This is a genomic window from Arthrobacter sp. R1-13 (assembly GCF_054161475.1).
The window spans coordinates 1,278,500-1,295,915 of sequence record NZ_CP096420.1 but is presented as its reverse complement, the minus strand read 5'-3'; the positions used below and the strand labels follow the sequence as shown (position 1 = coordinate 1,295,915).

Here is a 17,416-nt window from a genome sequence, read left to right as displayed (position 1 = left end):
AGTTGAGGATCCACATCAACCAGCCTACTGCCGCCAAGGAGTACAGCCGTAAAAGGTAGCATGGGGCACGTGACTCAGACCTCCCTGCAGCAGCCCGTCGAGGCCGAACCCGCGGCTCCAACAGCCACGACTCCCCCTGGCGGCGGCCGCAACCTGGAAGGTCACCATTGGATCGCCCGGCCCTCGGAAGCCTTTACTCCTCATGCCTTGAGGCAACGGCTGATTGGGGAGATCCGCAGCTGGCGGGACTACCCGCCGTCGCTCCGCCTCTGGTACTGGCTGATCCCGGCCCTGACAGCAGCCGTTGCCGGGGTCCTGAGGTTCGTCCGCCTGGAATCTCCCCGGAGCCTGGTCTTCGATGAGACCTACTATGTGAAAGACGGTTATTCGTACCTGATCAGTGGCTATGAACGGAGCTGGCCGGACAAAGCCAACGATTCGTTCAACGCCGGGAACCCGGGAGTGCTGCTGGAGACCCCCGAATATGTGGTCCATCCGCCGGTCGGTAAATGGATGATTGCAGCAGGAATGTGGCTTTTCGGCCCGGATAACCCCTTCGGCTGGCGGTTCGGGGCCGCTCTCGCGGGAACTCTCTCGGTGTTCCTGATCGCCCTGATTGCGCAGAAGCTGTTCCGTTCCCTGACATTGGGCGCCGTGGCGGGAATCCTCCTCGCGGTCGACGGACACCACCTCGTCATGTCCAGGACCTCACTGCTGGATATTTTCCTGATGTTCTGGATCCTTGCCGCTTTCGGCGCCCTGCTGATGGACCGCGACGACGGCCGACGGCGGCTGGCGGTACGGCTAGGAAGGCAGGCGGCAGCCTCCAAAGACGGCAGGCCATCCACACTCGATCTCTTGTCCGGTCCCTGGCTGGGCGTCCGCTGGTGGCGGGTGGCTGCCGGCGTGTGCCTGGGGCTGGCCGTGGGCACCAAGTGGTCGGGCCTCTTCTTCGTTGCAGCCTTTGGCCTGTTGACGGTCTTCTGGGACCTCAATGCCAGACGCATCGCCGGAATCCGCGGCTGGATCAGCGGCGGGATGATCAAGGACGGCATCCCTGCCTTCCTCGGAATCGTCCCTGTGGCGGCCGTGGTGTATCTGGGGACGTGGACGGGCTGGCTGCTTTCCAAAGACGCCTACTACCGACGGTGGGCGGACACCCATCCTTCAAGCGAGTGGGGCTTGCTCCCCGGGTGGGCCCGGTCATTGGCCCACTACCACCTTGAAGCCTACAAATTTCATCAAGGACTGAGCTCGGATCATCCGTATGAGGCCAGTCCCTGGACATGGCTGGTCATGGGACGGCCCACTTCGTTCTTTTACGAGTCACCCAAAGCCGGAACGCCCGGCTGTGATGGGCCGAATTGCACGTCTGCCATACTCTCCGTGGGCAATCCGCTGATCTGGTGGAGTGCGGCGATCGCCGTCGTGATTCTGCTTTTCTGGTGGGTGGGCAGACGGGACTGGAGGGCAGGAGGCATCCTTGCCGGCGTTACCGCCGGTTATCTTCCCTGGTTCCTCTACCCGGAGCGCACCACCTTCTTTTTCTACGCCGTGTCCTTCGAGCCGTTCCTGGTTCTGGCCTTGGTCTATTGCCTGGGCCTGATGCTCGGCAAGCGCACGGACAGCCTGCTCAGGAGGACGTCCGGTCTCTACTTCGTGGCGCTGTTCCTGGTCTGTGCCGTGCTTTTGTCCGCCTTCTTCTATCCGGTGTGGACCGCCGAGGTCATTTCCTACCAGCAATGGCGGTTCCGGATGTGGATGCCGTCCTGGATCTAGGAGACCACCGAGGAGCCTTTTACTGAGGCCTTGGACTCCGTCGCGCCTGCCGAGTCATCCACTCCGTTTACAGCGGGCTTATCTTCCGACACCAGTCCGCGGCGCTTGCGTGTTGGCCAGGTCAGGATCAAGGTGATGATGGCTGTCAGCAGGACCAGGGCCGCGATGACGATCCCGGCATCTATCCAGAACTGGCCGGGGAACAAGCGGATAAGGGTGTCTTCCAGCGCGAAAGTCCAGGATCCGCTGGCGAAGAATATCCGGTGGAACTCGGTGAAGAACTGTTCCCAGCCCAGAAACGCCAGCACGCCGAGACCGATGATGATCACCAGGGTGAGAATCGACCCGGCAAACAATCCGCGGCGAACTCCCCCGGTGCTGCGGCGGCGAAGGTAGATGATGGCGATGATGCTAAGCAGCGTCAGCAGAATCCCGGCGCCGAAAGCTGACAGGATCACGAGTTTGACGTCGGCCATGTGGCTGACCTCGCCGTCTTTGAACAGCTGGTCCCCGCTGCGGCTTACCAGTTCGCCGAGATACCTGGGACCGGCCCAGTTCCCGAGGTAGTCCACTGTGTAGGAACCGTACGTCATCCGGTCATCAGTGCTGAAGCCATAGCCGTCACCCGGAAACCCGGGCCTGTTGTACTCCACCCACAGGAACAAAGGGCTGGTGACAGCCCGGACCGCCAGGACCAGGAGAATGACAGGGTAGAAAACCGCCAGTGCCACCTGCATGACGCGGGGCAACACGGGCTTGGACTTCGCCGCCTGTTCCCGCTCCGCATTCCTGCGCTGTACTTCTTCCTCGGGAGGACGGACTTGCAGCGCGGAGGTGGGCAGGGGCTCCCGGAAGTGCGACCCTGCCCTGCTTGGGGCACTGCCCTTGCCGGATGCCGCACCGTTGGCGGTCGCCACACCGTTGGCAGCCGCGCTGCCCTTGCCTGGTGCCACAGGCTCGGCAGCAGACTCGGCTGCCTTACGATCGGCCCTGCTGCCCGCTTGGGGGAATCCGTCCGTTACGGGGTCACCGGTCTTGGGTGCGCTAATGGCTCCACTACCGCCAGCAGCCTGTGCCGGATCTGCGCTTGCTGGCGTTGCCTGAGCTGGAGATGCCTGAGCTGGAGTTGCCTGAGCTGGAGTTGCCTGAGCTGGCGTTGCCGGCTTCATCCAGTCGAACGCGGGCTCGTCGGAATCCGCTGAGGAGTCAAGATGGTGATCCTGGCGGTTAGGAGGGGTGGGTGTCTTTTCAGTCACTGCTGCATCGCTTCCATAGGGCTCCGCGTTACCTGTCGGGGGAATCGGCAACGCTACTTATCTCCTGACGAGCCTACCGTTAGGGGCTTCCGCCCGGCGAGATGCCACCCCTTCGGGGACCATTACGCTCCGGCAACGATTACGCCGGCGGCGGCGATTGCGCCCTGCTGCAGGCCACGCGCCCAAAAGGATCAAGCGGTGATTTCGGAGTAGCCGGCATCCTGATCATTGAGATCCCCGCGTGCGCCTGACTGGTAAGCCCTCTTCCCCAGCAGAAGGGTGTACAGCCAGTAGCCGGCCAGTACTGCAGCACCGATTCCCAGTTTTGCCCACACAGGCAAGAAACTGGGCGTCACAAAGCCCTCCACGATTCCGGAAATAAACAGGACCAGGACAAGCCCCAGGGCCACCGTGATCAACGAGCGGCCTTCCCTGGCTACCGCCTGGCTCCGCGTGCGGGGACCGGGGACGATCCAGGCCCAGAAGATTTTGAGACCCGCTGCTGCAGCTATGAAGACCGCCGTTAGTTCCATCATTCCGTGCGGAAGAATGTAGCTGAAAAACACGTCCGGCTTTCCTACGGAGGCAAAAACGCCGGCAGCAACTCCGACGCCCTGGGCATTCGCGAAGAGAATCATCGGCACCCAGAAGCCCGTAATACCGAGCGCCACCGCCTGGGCGCAGATCCAGGCGTTGTTGGTCCATACGGCACCCGCAAAGGAGGCTGCAGGGTTCTCGGAGTAGTAGTTGATGAAGTCCTCCTCCACGTACTGCCTCACCCTCTCGTCGCTGCCAAAAGCGGCCCGGAGGGCTTCGGGCGAGGAGCCGATCCACCAGGCGTAGGCTGCAGCGACCACACAGAAGGCGATTCCGCACCAGAGGGTCAACCAGCGGAGACGGTAGAAGGCTGCAGGGAGTGCAATCACAAAGAAGTTCGCGACGTCGTCCATAAAGTTCGACCGAGCACCGGTAAACCTGGTGCGTGCCTGGGCGAGGGTCGCGGAGAGGGTGGCGGACAGCCCGCTTTCCGGAGCTACCGAGCGGAGCAGGGAAAGATGCGACGACGTCACCTGATAGAGGCGCAGAAGTTCGTCCGCCTCCTGGCCGGTCAGACTGCGTTTGTACGCGAGGTCATGAAGTCTTGACCACTTGTCACTGTTGACCGCAGAAAACGCATCAATGTCCACGGGACCACCCTAGCCTGCGCAATAGACTGTCAACATCAGGATCTTTGCTGAGTCAGGATTTGCTAATAGGGATGGGGCCCGGCTTTGAGTTCAATCATCACGGGCGAGGCAGTCGTCCTGGAGTTGCGTCCGGCGTCCTTCGCGGCTCGCTCCTTGGGCTTGCTGCTCGACGTTCTGGTCAACGTAGTGTTGTTCATTCTGATCCTCATCCTGATCTCCTCCCTCTGGAGCGAAATCGACGAAGCTGCTATGCGGACTGTCGTTCTGGTCAGCGTTGTGTTTTGCTTTGTGATGGTCCCGGTGGCCATTGAGACGGTGACGCGCGGACTGTCGCTGGGTAAGCTGGCGGCTGGACTAAGGATCGTGCGCGACGACGGCGGAGCCATCCGCTTCCGGCACGCCGTCATCCGGGGATTGACCGGATTCATCGAGATCTACCTGACGTTTGGTGGCCTGGCCATCGCCGTCGCTCTGTTCAACGAGAAATCCAAACGCCTCGGTGACATCCTTGCCGGTACTTACTCATTGCGTCGAAGAGTACCCGCCGAGCCGGCCCTGCCCTTGTTCGTTCCGCCTCATCTGAAGTCTTGGGTGGCTTTGGCTGATATTGGCCGGATTCCCGATGGCTCAGCTCGTCGGGCAGCCCAGTTTATGCGGCAGGCCGGAAGAATGGCGCCGGCCTCACGCATTGGCATGGCTGCCTCCCTTGCAACGGAAATTGCAGAGCATGTGGCGCCGGCCCCTCCCCCGGGAACATATCCGGAGGACTACCTCGCTGCAGTCCTTGCCGAGCGCCGGGAGCGGGAGATGAACCGCCTGGTCAAGGCCCGGGAACGCAGTAACAGGATCGGAGAACGGCTTCACCGCCTGCCCTACGGGCGGGACAGCAGCTAGGCTGGACCCCGCAGGTGGCCGCCGATGGGTTTGCGGAAATCGTACGAGCCGGCGGTTCACCGAGGCAGGTCAGTTATCGCCTCAGGGAGCGCCAGTCAGCGCTTGGCGTACTGCGCCCAAGGGATGTTCCAGTCGCCATAGCCTTCAAGCGGTTCCACTGCCGGCGCTCCGGTGTTGAGGGTCTGCACAACATCGCCGGTCTTCATGTTGTTGAAGAACCAGGCAGCGTCCTCGGGAAGGAGACCCACGCAGCCGTGGGACACGTTGTATCTCCCGACAGCTCCCCAGGCAGACTCAAGAGCCTGATGGACATAGACGCCGGAGGATGTCAGCCGGTTGGCGTACTCCACGGTTAGCGGCGGGTAGTAGCCCTTGTCGCCGGGCTTCAGCCCGATGCTGCCCGCGTTGAACTTTGAGTGGCGCTCCTGCTCCATGATGACGGCAAATCCGGTGGGCGAAAGCCACTCGGGATCGCCAAGGGTCACGGGAGCCGTTTTGACCAGCTGCCCGTCAAAATAGACCTTCATGGTTTTGGTGATGTCATCCACGACGGCGAGGCGCTGTGGCCCTGTAGTGAAGGAAACCGTGGAGTTAAAGTTGCCGATCATTCCGTTCCCGAAATCCACACCGAACAGCTTCATGTCCACAGAGACCTTGCTGTTCGAGGCCCAGAAGGTTTCCGGCCGGATGCGGACGCGCTGGTCCGAGTACCAGTGCCAGGCAACGGCCTGCCCGGAGGAGGCCTTTACGGTGACTGCCTTTTCCATGGCTTCTTTGTTGATGACAGGTTCGCTGAACACGATTTCGATGGGCTGGCCTGAACCCACGGTGGCGCCGTTCTCCGGATAGACGGCTGCGTCAGCTTCATTCGCCTTCGCTACCGTGGCGAACGTCTGGGTCTTTTTGGTCTCACGGCCGGCCTCATCAACAATCGTGAAACTGTAGTTGTAGGCAGTATTGAAGGTAAGGGGGTCAACGGCCGTCCAGGTGGTGCCGTCCGCGCTCACTGAACCTTCAAGAGGCGTCCCGCCCTCGGCGGGGACCAGGACTACATCCTTTACCTGCCCGTTGATGGCTTTCACGGACGGGGCCGCAGCAGGATTGACGCTTTGCGCGCCGTCGGTGGGAGTGACGCCCAGCTCAACGGCCTTCACGACAGGCGCGGCAAGGCCCGGGGTGTTGCGGACGGGGCTGGCGGATTCGGAGGCGATAGCCTGGCCGGCCCAGCTGGGAGCCGTTGCGACTCCTATTCCGCCCGCGGCCACAGCCGCACACATCGCCACAACGGCAATGATTTTCCCGGTCTTCCGGTTGCTGATCTCAGTCATGCCAAATTCTCCGTGTCCCCCGACAGGCCCATGGTCAGCCCCCGTCTCATCTGTCCAGCGTGCACTGCCGACGAACCAATTTTATCCCACGTCCAAACTGCCCAAGACCAAAACGGGAAACCGGCACCAGCGTTGCGCCTAAACCGCAATGGCCCCGGATCGGTCCGGGGCCATTGCTGGAATCGGGATCAGTAGCGGTAGTGCTCAGGCTTGTACGGACCGGCAGCGTCGATGTCCAGGTACTCAGCCTGGTCCTTCGAGAGCTCGGTCAGTTCAACTCCCAAGGCACCAAGGTGGAGCCGGGCCACTTTTTCGTCAAGGATCTTGGGGAGGACGTACACCCGGTTCTCGTATTCCCGCTGCCCCTCGGGCTGATCCTTCTTCGTGAAGAGCTCGATCTGAGCGATGGTCTGGTTCGCGAACGAGTTGCTCATCACAAAGGACGGGTGGCCAGTGGCGTTGCCCAGATTCAGGAGCCTGCCTTCGGACAAGACAATGATCGACCGGCCATTCTCTTCCCCTGAGGAGTCATCAGCGAAGACCCACTCGTGCACCTGGGGCTTGATTTCCACTTTGCGGATGCCTGGTATCCGGGCCAGTCCGGCCATATCGATTTCGTTGTCGAAATGGCCGATGTTCCCCACAATGGCCTTGTTCTTCATGCCCGCCATGTGCTCGGCCATGATGACGTCCTTGTTACCCGTGGTGGTAATGAAGATGTCACCCTGTGCCAACACAGATTCGAGCTTGGCCACCTGGTATCCGTCCATTGCCGCCTGAAGGGCGCAGATGGGATCGATCTCGGTGACAATGACACGGGCACCCTGGCCGCGCAGGGCTTCCGCCGCCCCCTTGCCGACGTCCCCATAACCGCAGACGACGGCGACTTTGCCGCCTATGAGGACATCCGTTGCCCGGTTGAGTCCGTCCGGCAGTGAGTGGCGGATCCCGTACTTGTTATCGAACTTGCTCTTGGTGACCGAATCATTGACGTTAATGGCCGGGAACAGCAGCTTTCCTTGCTCCGCCAACTGGTACAGGCGGTGGACCCCGGTGGTGGTCTCTTCGCTGACGCCATGGATCCGGGCAGCCATCCTGGTCCACTTCTGCGGATCCTCGGTGAGGGTCCTCTTGAGCAGGTCCAGGACAATTGCGTATTCCTCAGGATCGTCCGCGCCAGCCGACGGGACTGCTCCGGCAGCCTCAAACTCCACACCGCGGTGAACCAGCAGCGTAGCGTCACCGCCGTCGTCGAGAATCATGTTCGGTCCCAGCTCCGGATCAGTGTCTGCGCCCGGCCAGGTGAGGATCTGCTCGGCGGTCCACCAGTACTCCTCGAGGGTTTCGCCCTTCCAGGCGAATACAGGGACGCCTTGGGGATCATCTTCGGTCCCCTTGCCTACGACTACAGCCGCTGCCGCTTCGTCCTGTGTGGAGAAGATGTTGCAGGAGGCCCAGCGGACCTCGGCACCCAGCGCCGTCAGTGTTTCGATCAGAACGGCGGTCTGGACCGTCATGTGCAGCGATCCGGCGATCCTGGCGCCCTTGAGGGGCTGAGTGGGGCCGAATTCTGCGCGCAGGGACATGAGCCCGGGCATTTCATGCTCCGCCAGGCGTATTTGGTGCCGCCCTGCCTCAGCGAGGGAAATATCAGCAACTTTGTAGTCGAGAGTCATGTGGATCCTTTGGTAAAGCCGGAGAGACGTACTGGAAAAGTTGGTGGCCGGGCGGGGCCAGGAGGCACGGCGCTCTGTTAGTGCTCGTCCGGGCGCCCAGTCGCCGTGTGAAGGACGGCGTCATGCTGGTCCGACGGTGCTGCAGTCGCCGCTGGCAGAAGTTCGGGCGGCAAGAGCAACGGGATGCCATCCTCGATGGGATAGCGGAGCATTTCGCCGGTTTCCCCTGGCATCGTCGATACGAGTTCATCGCCTTCTTGTACGAGTGAGGATCCCGTGACGGGGCAACGCAGGACAGACAGCAGTTCAGCACTGATCTTTGGCATGGTGGATGCTCCTGGCGGGCGCCGCAGCGGGGCGCAGTTAGCTGACGGATTTGCAGCTTCAAGCGTACCGCCAGTTGCCCTCAGGACGGTTCGCGGAGGATTCGCAAATGTCCCCGGCGGGTACCCTCTGGGGGAGCGGGAGCTTCAAGGAGGCCTGGGGATGAACGGTGGCCGGGCGTCGTTTCCTTTTCCGAAGGGCGGGAAGCCGCCTCCCGGACAGCATGTGCCAGCGCCAAGAGGTCATCCGGACCTGGTTGGGGTGGATGGGTGGGCATTGCCAGTCTCAGTACTTCCCAGCCGCGCGGAACGGTCAAGGATCCGGCGTGCTGCTCGCAAAGGTCGTAACAATGCGGCTCAGCGTACGTGGCCAAAGGACCCAGGACGGCCGTTGAGTCTGCATAGACGTACGTCAAAGTAGCCACCGCGGACTGGCGGCAGGCTGATCTTGAACATTGACGAATTGCACCCACGACATCACAGACTACTCCCCCTTCAGCCCAGCTCCCTGCATTGCGACGCCGCGGCTGCCACCGTGCCGTGCCGGCCGTTCCGCCTGATAAATCCAGTGGCCGTGACTGTGACGTTTTTGTCGCGAATTTCATTCCGCGGGTTTACAGTCAGTGTATGCAGTCATCGAACCACGATCCGGCTTTTACGGTCCGGTTGGCTGACCAGGCCGCCAGCCCTCAGGACGCCAGCCTTCAGGATTCCAGCGCCACCAACCCAAGGGGCAAAACCGTCGGCAGCAAGGGCTTCCGGCAGCGGCACCGGAACCGGCACGGGCGCGGCCTCCGCGGGGAACTGATGCTTCCGACACTGCCCGGTTACCGCACCCGCTCCGAACGCTTTGATGAGCTGGTCCTCGATTCAGCCCAGCGACTGCATGATATCTGGGGAAAGCCGCTCGACGGCGTCCGCTTTGCAGTGGATGAAATCCCGCCAGGGCTCGAACAACTTGTGGCCGATTCTGCTCCCGCGCCCATGGGCTCCTACGAACCCGCCACAGAGGATGAAGGCCCCGTTATCACTGTTTACCGTCGGGTTGTGGAGCAGGCCTGCACCAGCAGGGAAGAGCTGCAGGATCTTGTTCACGACGTGGTGGTGGAGCATACGGCAGAAATGCTTGGCGTGGCGCCCGAGACATTGGACCCCGTTTATCGGCGGCGGTACTGAGCCTCCAGGTCTATACACCGGCAGGTGATGGCGAACGCCAGCAGCCAATAATGCGGTGTCAGGAGGCAGTTCAGCACTAGTAACCCAGGGTTACCGGAACTTCTTCCTGGCCGGCTGCACCGGGGGCAAAAGCGACCACGGAGACGTCAGTACCTTCATCCTGCCCCAGCAGGACGGCGCCGTAAGCAGGGTCACCGGAAGCGGAGATGACGTAACCCAGCACCGCGGCCCCGTCCACTTTGTCGGGAACCTTGATACTCGCCGTCGTGCCCCCTGCAATGTCTGCGGTGCCCGCTTTACGGATCTTTCCGTCCTCGGTGATGGGCGTGTATGTGATCTTTGCCCGGTCCTCTGGCGCTCCGAACACAAGAATCCGCTCCCCCGTGCGAGGGACCGGCACCACATGCTCGCTGCCAAGCCTGGCTGAAGACGGTGACCATGCGACGTCGGACGCTCCACCCGATCTGGTCCCGCGGGTTACCCGTGCGGCAGCGGCAAAGGTGACATCAGAGGTGGCTGACACCGTGTACTGGCCGGCCGGAACCCCGGCGAGGGAAACCTCCGTTACTGAGCCGGCCTTCGCGGTGACCACACCTCCGTTGGGAAGGGCTTTTTGGCCGTCACGGCCAAAGAGCTTGACCTCCACCACGGCGTCCACGGGTCCGGGAACAGCCAATTGAAGCGCAGGTCCGGCATCCGCATAGCCGCTCTTTGACGTCTGGGATTTAATGTCGGCGGGGTCCTGAATGGACACGCCGGACACCACCTGCCGGGCTGACGGGGGCGCTCCTGGCGCTATGAAGTCCACACCGCCTGGGGTCAATCCACGGAGGACGCTTTGTTGGATTACGGCGGTGACAGGACCGCCCACGCTTCGGACATGGACGCCGAGCCTGTCCTGTTCAGCGGCAAGTCCTGCAAGGACGATGGCGCGGGTGCTACCCGGGGGAACCAGCAGACCCCGGCTTCCAGGAGCCTGGATTTGCCCTGCCTTGCCAAACAGATCCAGGCTCACGGTTGCCGGAGTGCTGGAAGCATTGCTCAGGTTCAGGACCGCTGTCCTGCCCACCGACGTATTTGCCCCCACCAGCCACAAATCGTTGGCAGGTTCCTGGCAGGCCGCAGCCGCGGACCCTCGAAGGTCTCCGTCCGTAGCTGTGTAGCTCATGACTGCGCTGGCGGTCGCCTGCTGGTTGTTGAGCGCATCGGCGCTCAACACAGTGACCGCATCGACGTCCCGCCGGGACACAACACCGGCCGCGAGGGCAGCAGCACCCGTTTTCGCCAGAGCGGCCTCCGCATCTTTCGACACCTCAGTCAGAGTTTTTCCGTCGAGGGCTGCCAACCGGCTTTCCGGAACTTTCCCTGCGCTGGTGCTCAAAACGGCAGCGTCAACCTGACTGTTGGCAGTACCGGATTCCGGGCTGAACTGGGGATCTGTTCCTACCGGTGTCCCTTCAAGGAGCCGGGCGGGTCCCGGACAGATTTCCACCTTGCTTCCTGCCGGTACCGCCGTGAGCGGCGCGTCAATGTGCCTGCTCCCTGAGGCGGAAGGAAGGAAGGACGCCGCAGTCACCAGGCCGGCAGCACATGCCAGGACGCCTACAGCTGACAGGACACGTTTCACCGTACTTCCATAGCCCCTCAGCCGGGATCCTTTGCTGTCCCTGTCCACTCGAGGTGCCTTCTTCGCGGGCTTGCCGGGCTTGCGGGGCTTGCGGGGCGATTTCCCAGGTGCTTTCGCAGACGGCACGGCCCTGCTGTGCCGCCCCGGTTTGGCCCCTGGTGCACCGTCCGGCTTGGGCGGCAGATCAGCGTCCGGCCCGCTGCGTGGTGCACCGTCCGGATTGGGCGGCAGATCAGCGTCCGGCCCGCTGCGTGGTGCACCGTCCGGCTTGGGCGGCAGGGGCGGAAGCCCCGGGGATTCCTGGGGCGGCACGCCGTCGTCGTCATCCTTATGCATTCTGGTGTTCCTTACGCAGCGAGCCCTCGTCCCGTGAAAGGCCGAAGTTCAGCCTGCGGGCGGGTACGGGAATGGCAAGAATGATGGTCAGTCCGATCACGATCGCCTGGGCCAGCCCGGAAGGGAATGCCCACGGATTCTCATAGCGGATGGTCAATTGCCCCCCTTGCGGCGGCAGTGTAAAAGCCTGCGCCCAGTCGGAGGTAGTTGACGTCAGGCGTCGTCCATCCAGCCACGCACTCCAACCGGCATCGGCTCGCTCCGCCAGGACAACCAATCGCCCTTCCTCGCCCGGGGATACCGGAACGTCGACGGACTCGAGACCGGAGGGAACCATGGCGACGGTTGTGCCCTTTCCGTCAACAATGCGCACCCGGTGGGCGATGTCGGCGGCATCGATGACTGGCTGGTTCAGCGGACTGATCCGCCACAGCCAGCCGACGTCCGTCTGGCCTACAGTGACAAGACCAGGAACGGCATCCATTCTGCTGGCCGTGAGCTGCGCGGCCGTGTCGGCGGCACGGAGAACCACAAAGCCGACGGCCAACTGCTCCAGCTCAGGACGGGGATCCACGCCCTGAGCCGCAACTATGGTGGCAACGGCTGTACGGAGGGAGGCTGTGGCGGCGTCGTCGTCCCTGACCGTTTCCTCCCCAGGCTCCCCCATGATGTTACGGGCGGCCGCGATTGTGGATAGGTCGTCAAGGGTGGTCCCCGCGCCGCGCATCAGGGTGGCCTCAAAGGAGCCGTCCTCCTGCGTACTGATCAGGAGAGTCCGGGTCTGTTCCGGCCCCACACCGCGGTCGATGGCAGTCGCAGGCAATATCCGTGGTTGGGTTGCCGCTATCAGCATTGGCGTGCCCAGCGGCTGGCCCTGCTCAGGGCCGTCCTCACGGGCGGCCTGGGGCATGACGTTTTGGGCCGTCCATGCAGTGAGACCGGCGAGCGGACCGGCGAGAAGCATGATGGCTGTCAGAATGGCCAGCGAACGGGTGGCAACACGCCTCCCCCGCAAATCTGTCACTCGTTCGGAGACGGCCAGCAGCCTCTCCGCTCCAATGACCGCTGCCCCCAGCAACGCAATGGAAGCGGCAGAAACAAACGGGCCAGTGAAGGGTGTCACGAGGGTGCCTGTCGACTCCCCGGTTGCAACCTTGCCAGCCAACCAGCCTCCCGCGAGCATTATCAGCGCAGCCACCCACAGGGTTCGGGCTGTGGCAGCGCCCGGACCGCGCACAAAGAGGGCCGCTACGGCAAGCAACAAGCTGGGCAGGCCAACAAGGATGGCCAGGAGCAGAGCCCACGGAATGGTGTAGCCGGAAAAAACGGGAAGGCCTGACAGTCCGCCAAAAACGTCAAACTCCAGTGGCTGTCCCAGTACTTGCTGCCACAAAGGCGCAGCATCAAATGCAAGGGGCAGTCCCGGGTCAGCCAACAGGGCGCGCGGACGGTCCAGCAAAGAAAGTCCGAAAGGAACGAAGAGGACAGCACTCGGCAGCAGCGCCCACCAAAGGGTCCTCCCGCGGCCGCGCAACATGACGCCCAGCAGGACTATCACTGCGCATGAAGGCAACAGCAGTGATGGCGCAGCGGCAGTTACAACTGCCAAAGCCAGGCCCGCCGCGGCAGCCGCAGTCCAGGAGGGAGTTCCGTTGATTCCGGGCTTGCTGGGCGGATTTTCGCGGAACCGCGACTCCCCCTCTGCAGGAAGACCGAACGGCCCACGGCCGATTGCGGTGCCCGTGGCACGCAACAGGGCAAGGACCAGCAATGGCAGCATTACGTGCGCCAGAAGAGCGCCCAGGCGGCCTTGGTTCAGCGCAACCTGAACGGCCGGGGCTCCGGCCCAAAGCAGCGCCGCGATGAAGCGGATCCTTCGGCGAGCGGTGAATCCCCCGGACGCAAACCAGGCCGCCAGGCCGGAAAGCGGCATCGCGAGGAAAACGAGCCAGGTAATAACCACATTGCCGTTTCCACCGCCGAGGACGCTGAGCACCCACAGGAGGAACGCGAAGGGGTCACTGTGGCCGGGCATACCGGCTCCCAGTCCTATCCACCAGCTCGAGGCGTGGTGCGAGACCTCGGCAAGGCCTGACGAGACAGGGAGGAGGGCTCCACCGGAAACGGCTTCAGCCTGGAACAGGGTCACCAGCCCAGTCACTGAAGCGACGGCGGCCAGGATGACCACGGCCAACGCGCCGTTTCCCACCCAACCTCGTTTTGTGGTGGTTAGAGCGGCAAAGTCATCGGTTGAATCTCCGCTTGGCTGCTCGTCCAGGGGATCGTTGGAGAGTGCATCGTCGGAATCGTGGGAGCCAATCGCTTCCATCAGCGAACGCCGGTGCGACCATACCTCGCGGCGGGGCGTTTGCAGGCCCTTGATGACGGAGCGACGGATACGCCTGGTACGTGCAGCTTCGCGCCGGCCCCGCAGTACGGCAGCCGGTCGGCTCAATGAAACCAGGGTGGCAAGCAGTTGGGAGAATCCGTGACCGGGATCCTTCACCGCAATGCTTAACACCAACTTGAACAGGCTGCCCAGCAATGCACCGATGGCGTGCCCGGGGACCTTCCACAATTGTGAATGCTTGAGCCGAAGGTAGACCTGGGCCTTTCTCGCCGCCGCGGCATTGCCCAAGGCATGCGGACGGTGGGCCACATGGAAGACCTTCGCTGAAGGCACAACCACCACCCGGTGGCCTGCAAGTCTGTTGCGCCAACAGAAGTCGACGTCGTCGCCCGTTCCCGGAAGGGCAGGGTCGAAGCCCTTAAGGTCCTCCCAGACATCGCGGCGCACCAGCATGCCGGCCGAATTGACCGCAAACGTATCTGTCCTGCCGTCGTACTGGCCCTGATCGAGTTCGTCAATCTCGATAAGTGTCAGTCGCTCACCCCAGCGGCTGGTGGAAAGCCCGACGTCGATGAGGCGGCGGCCGGCGTCCCAATCCAATTGCTTGCACCCTGCTACCGTCACCGAGGGCGCACGTTCGACGGCGTACAACAGCTCGGCAAGGGCGCCAGGATGGGGTGCGGCGTCGTCGTGCAGCAGCCAGATCCATTCGTTGGCCGTTTGGCTCTCCGGGTTCCACGGCGACTTAGCAGCCAGGCCGGCCCTGATGGCGCCTCCCATACCGGTTTTTGTACCGTTGAAGGAGACGACATTCGCCTGCCCGAAGGCTTCTTCCAGGAGTGCTGCCGAGTTGTCACGGGAACCGGTGTCCACGCCAATAAAGGCATCAACAGGGCGGGTCTGCTGCGTCAGCGCAGCCAAGGTCCGGGGGAGATAGCCACCGCCGTTGTGGGAGACCACAACGGCCGTGACCAGTACGTCCTGATGAATCAGACCGCTCGCTTTCTCAGCCGGCGACGCTCACGCTCGGAGAGGCCTCCCCAGATGCCAAACCTTTCATCGTTCGCCAACGCGTATTCCAGGCATTGAGAGCGAACATTGCATGCTCCGCAGACCTTTTTAGCGTCACGGGTTGATCCGCCCTTTTCAGGAAAGAACGCTTCCGGATCGGTTTGGGCGCACAACGCATCGGTCTGCCATCCGAGTTCGCCTTCGTCGTCGAAGCCTTGCTCGAAGGGTAGGCCGATCCAGACTGGCTGGGCGGTGGTTCCCGCATGGAGCGTCTGCAGCTCCATAGGCGGGTCAAGAGGATCGTCGTCCTGCTTCTGGGTCCCCACCAGAAGTGCCTCGTGCGCGGCCAAAAATGCTGTGGCCTGATCCTGCAGCGAATCTTTAGTGCTTTGGTCGTACCGTTCCGCGGCATCCGGGTCAGCCGGATCCACGTACCAGTCGCTTGGTACCCCCCTTGAACGGTATTTTGCCGTTGCCTGACCGGCGACGACGGCATCTTCCTGGATACGCTCAGCTTGCCCCATGGCGTCCCTTCCTGATGTTTCCGCCCTTGACTGCATCCTGTGGCACTCGGTTGTGTGCCACGTAGTCGCGCAAGGGCTTTCGATAACTAATTACACGTGTGTAAGTAGCGGTGCGTCAAGCGGCGTCCGGGATAATAATCAACGCCAGGCGCGTTTCGGCGCCGCGCCACGCCCGGGAATTTTTTGCCAGGACCCCGCAGCATCAAGGATTTTGACAGCATGCTGACTTATTTTGGAGGCATTTACCGACATCCCGGGGAAGTTCCGGTCACGGTTAAATAACACCACCAACGTTATTAAGTTAAACGTGTCGGAGGTCACGCAGTAAGTTCCCAGCATCCCGGTTCAAAGGCCCGGAAAGCCTCCCAATACAGCCGCAGCAGGTCTCGATTCAACGCCTTGGGTCCCGGTTCAACGCCGTGAGGGGTCGTGGCAAGATGGGAGCTATGAGCATCCCGGCGACTGAACTGATGACGGCCCTGCGTTCCGGACATTCCACCTCACCGCGGCTTACCTGGTACGGACCCGACTCAGAACGTGTGGAGCTTTCGGGCCGGGTACTGGACAATTGGGTGGCTAAAACCAGTAATCTGCTCCAGGACGAGCTCGATGCCGGCCCCGGCTCCCGCCTCAGGCTTGACCTGCCGCCGCACTGGAAATCGGTCATTCTGGCCTTGGCTGCCTGGCAGCTCGGGATGACCACAGTATTGGACGACGGCGAAGCGGACCTTCTTGTCACCGGAGAGCCCGGAGCGCAACGAGGTTCAGCCACATACGACGCCGTCGTTGCGGTTCCTCTGCCGGCATTGGCCATGCGCTGGCCCGGTGACCTGCCACCGGGCGTCGTTGACTACGCTGCCGAGGTCCGCTCCCACGGGGACGTTTTTATGCCCCATACCGATCCCGATCCCACGGACCCGGCCGTCACATCCGCTGATGGAACCACCTACCGTCACTCTGACCTGCTCGACGGCTTCGCCGTAAGCCATCAAAACGGGGCCCGGCTCCTGGTGAAGGCGGGCGAGGGGCTGGAGCAGGTCCTGATGCAGTCCTTGGGAGCCTGGCGGCAGGATGGGTCAGTCGTTCTGGTGCACACCGACGTGGAGATTACGGACAAGCTCCTCGCCAACGAGCGCGTGCAAGGCAGCTGACACTGCGCTCAACTCACAGAGCAGCTCAGTGGACGGACGTACTCAGAGACCTTTTCCTGGCCCGTCGGGATCCTTGACGGCCTTCCGGATACCCGCTTCCGAGGCATCCTGTCCCGGCACAGTGACTGCTTCCTTCTCGTGGGCGTGCGGGTGCAGTTCAATGAGCTCGTGATCGTGGGAGAACTCCGGCTCTTCGTCGAGTTCCTTGTTGAAAACGAGGAACCGGTAAGCAAAGAATCTCACTACCGTTGCCACCAGAATGCCAAAGACTCCTGCCAGGAAGAGGAGGTTCTTGTCAGTGATGTTGAGGCCGTACTGCGCCGCAGCCGTCAGGCCGGTGGAGATCCCGATGCCGATGCCATTGATAAGCGCGAACATGATGAACTCGCGTGTCACGTTGTCCTGCCGGCGGTGGCGGAACGTCCAGAGGCGGTTCGCAATCCACGAGAAGATGGTTGCGACAGTGGCTCCTACCAGCCGGGCCTTTGCATTGCTGTCGATCATCGGACCGTGCATGAGGTAGTAGGTCAGCCCGTTGTCGATAACAAACGCCACACCGCCCACAGCACCGAACTTGGCAACCTCGCGCCAGAAGAGCGAGGCAAGGCCCCGGATACGCTCTGCAACTGAGTAAAACATGGCCCTCCATGGCTGAATGAACATTAGGCCACTGGGCCGAGAGTCCATTTTAGCCCGGTAGGCTGGGAGACTACTCCGAATATCCTCCTTTTACGCGCCTGGAGCAGACGAATGAGGCGTAAAACACGTTCGTGGCGGGGTGGAAGTCCGCAACCGGCC

At 62.3% G+C, this 17,416-nt stretch carries 14 protein-coding genes; 4 read left to right on the top strand and 10 right to left on the bottom strand.

The annotated features are described in order from the left end of the window. Positions 1-60: 60 nt before the first annotated feature. Positions 61-1,779, top strand: a complete 1,719-nt coding sequence (locus M1D88_RS06030; RefSeq protein WP_458113652.1) for a dolichyl-phosphate-mannose--protein mannosyltransferase — start codon at positions 61-63, stop codon at positions 1,777-1,779. Here the strand turns inward: M1D88_RS06030 and M1D88_RS06025 are convergent. Next, a complete protein-coding gene (locus M1D88_RS06025) occupies positions 1,776-3,035 on the bottom strand; it encodes a TIGR01906 family membrane protein (protein ID WP_458113651.1) in 1,260 nt (419 codons plus the stop codon). The genes M1D88_RS06030 and M1D88_RS06025 overlap by 4 nt on opposite strands. Before the next feature lie 191 nt (positions 3,036-3,226). After that, entirely contained in the window at positions 3,227-4,222 is a 996-nt protein-coding gene (locus M1D88_RS06020) for a stage II sporulation protein M (protein ID WP_458113650.1), read from the bottom strand. Between the two features lie 84 nt (positions 4,223-4,306). On the opposite strand from M1D88_RS06020, the gene M1D88_RS06015 reads away from it, so the two are divergent. Continuing rightward, positions 4,307-5,116: an RDD family protein gene (locus M1D88_RS06015; RefSeq protein ID WP_458113649.1), complete on the top strand. Its 810-nt coding sequence runs from the start codon at positions 4,307-4,309 to the stop codon at positions 5,114-5,116. Between the two features lie 95 nt (positions 5,117-5,211). Here the strand turns inward: M1D88_RS06015 and M1D88_RS06010 are convergent, their stop codons facing one another. The 4 genes from M1D88_RS06010 to M1D88_RS05995 form a co-directional block, all read right to left on the bottom strand. After that, positions 5,212-6,444: an Ig-like domain-containing protein gene (locus M1D88_RS06010; protein ID WP_458113648.1), complete on the bottom strand. Its 1,233-nt coding sequence runs from the start codon at positions 6,442-6,444 to the stop codon at positions 5,212-5,214. A gap of 188 nt (positions 6,445-6,632) precedes the next feature. Continuing rightward, positions 6,633-8,120 (bottom strand): adenosylhomocysteinase, encoded by a 1,488-nt coding sequence (gene ahcY / locus M1D88_RS06005; protein WP_458113647.1) that lies wholly within the window; start codon positions 8,118-8,120, stop codon positions 6,633-6,635. A 77-nt stretch (positions 8,121-8,197) separates the two neighbouring features. Continuing rightward, positions 8,198-8,446: a Trm112 family protein gene (locus tag M1D88_RS06000; RefSeq protein WP_458113646.1), complete on the bottom strand. Its 249-nt coding sequence runs from the start codon at positions 8,444-8,446 to the stop codon at positions 8,198-8,200. An 80-nt stretch (positions 8,447-8,526) separates the two neighbouring features. Continuing rightward, entirely contained in the window at positions 8,527-8,916 is a 390-nt protein-coding gene (locus tag M1D88_RS05995; RefSeq protein ID WP_458113645.1) for a DUF3499 domain-containing protein, read from the bottom strand. Between the two features lie 154 nt (positions 8,917-9,070). Here M1D88_RS05995 and M1D88_RS05990 point away from each other — a divergent pair, with 154 nt between their 5' ends. After that, positions 9,071-9,619, top strand: a complete 549-nt coding sequence (locus M1D88_RS05990) for a metallopeptidase family protein (protein ID WP_458113644.1) — start codon at positions 9,071-9,073, stop codon at positions 9,617-9,619. Between the two features lie 76 nt (positions 9,620-9,695). Here M1D88_RS05990 and M1D88_RS05985 read toward each other — a convergent pair whose 3' ends face one another. From M1D88_RS05985 to M1D88_RS05975, 3 genes are read right to left on the bottom strand one after another with little or no spacing between them, the layout of a single operon-like run. After that, positions 9,696-11,582: a DUF5719 family protein gene (locus M1D88_RS05985; protein ID WP_458113643.1), complete on the bottom strand. Its 1,887-nt coding sequence runs from the start codon at positions 11,580-11,582 to the stop codon at positions 9,696-9,698. Continuing rightward, positions 11,575-14,892: a glycosyltransferase gene (locus tag M1D88_RS05980; RefSeq protein ID WP_458113642.1), complete on the bottom strand. Its 3,318-nt coding sequence runs from the start codon at positions 14,890-14,892 to the stop codon at positions 11,575-11,577. The genes M1D88_RS05985 and M1D88_RS05980 overlap by 8 nt, the downstream gene beginning before the upstream one ends. A 29-nt stretch (positions 14,893-14,921) precedes the next feature. Then, complete coding sequence (locus tag M1D88_RS05975; RefSeq protein WP_458113641.1) at positions 14,922-15,467, bottom strand: WhiB family transcriptional regulator; 546 nt, start codon at positions 15,465-15,467, stop codon at positions 14,922-14,924. A gap of 446 nt (positions 15,468-15,913) precedes the next feature. On the opposite strand from M1D88_RS05975, the gene M1D88_RS05970 reads away from it, so the two are divergent. Then, positions 15,914-16,618 (top strand): TIGR03089 family protein, encoded by a 705-nt coding sequence (locus tag M1D88_RS05970; protein ID WP_458113640.1) that lies wholly within the window; start codon positions 15,914-15,916, stop codon positions 16,616-16,618. A 42-nt stretch (positions 16,619-16,660) separates the two neighbouring features. On the opposite strand, the gene M1D88_RS05965 is transcribed toward M1D88_RS05970, so the two are convergent. Continuing rightward, complete coding sequence (locus M1D88_RS05965; RefSeq protein WP_458113639.1) at positions 16,661-17,257, bottom strand: GtrA family protein; 597 nt, start codon at positions 17,255-17,257, stop codon at positions 16,661-16,663. Positions 17,258-17,416: the final 159 nt, after the last annotated feature.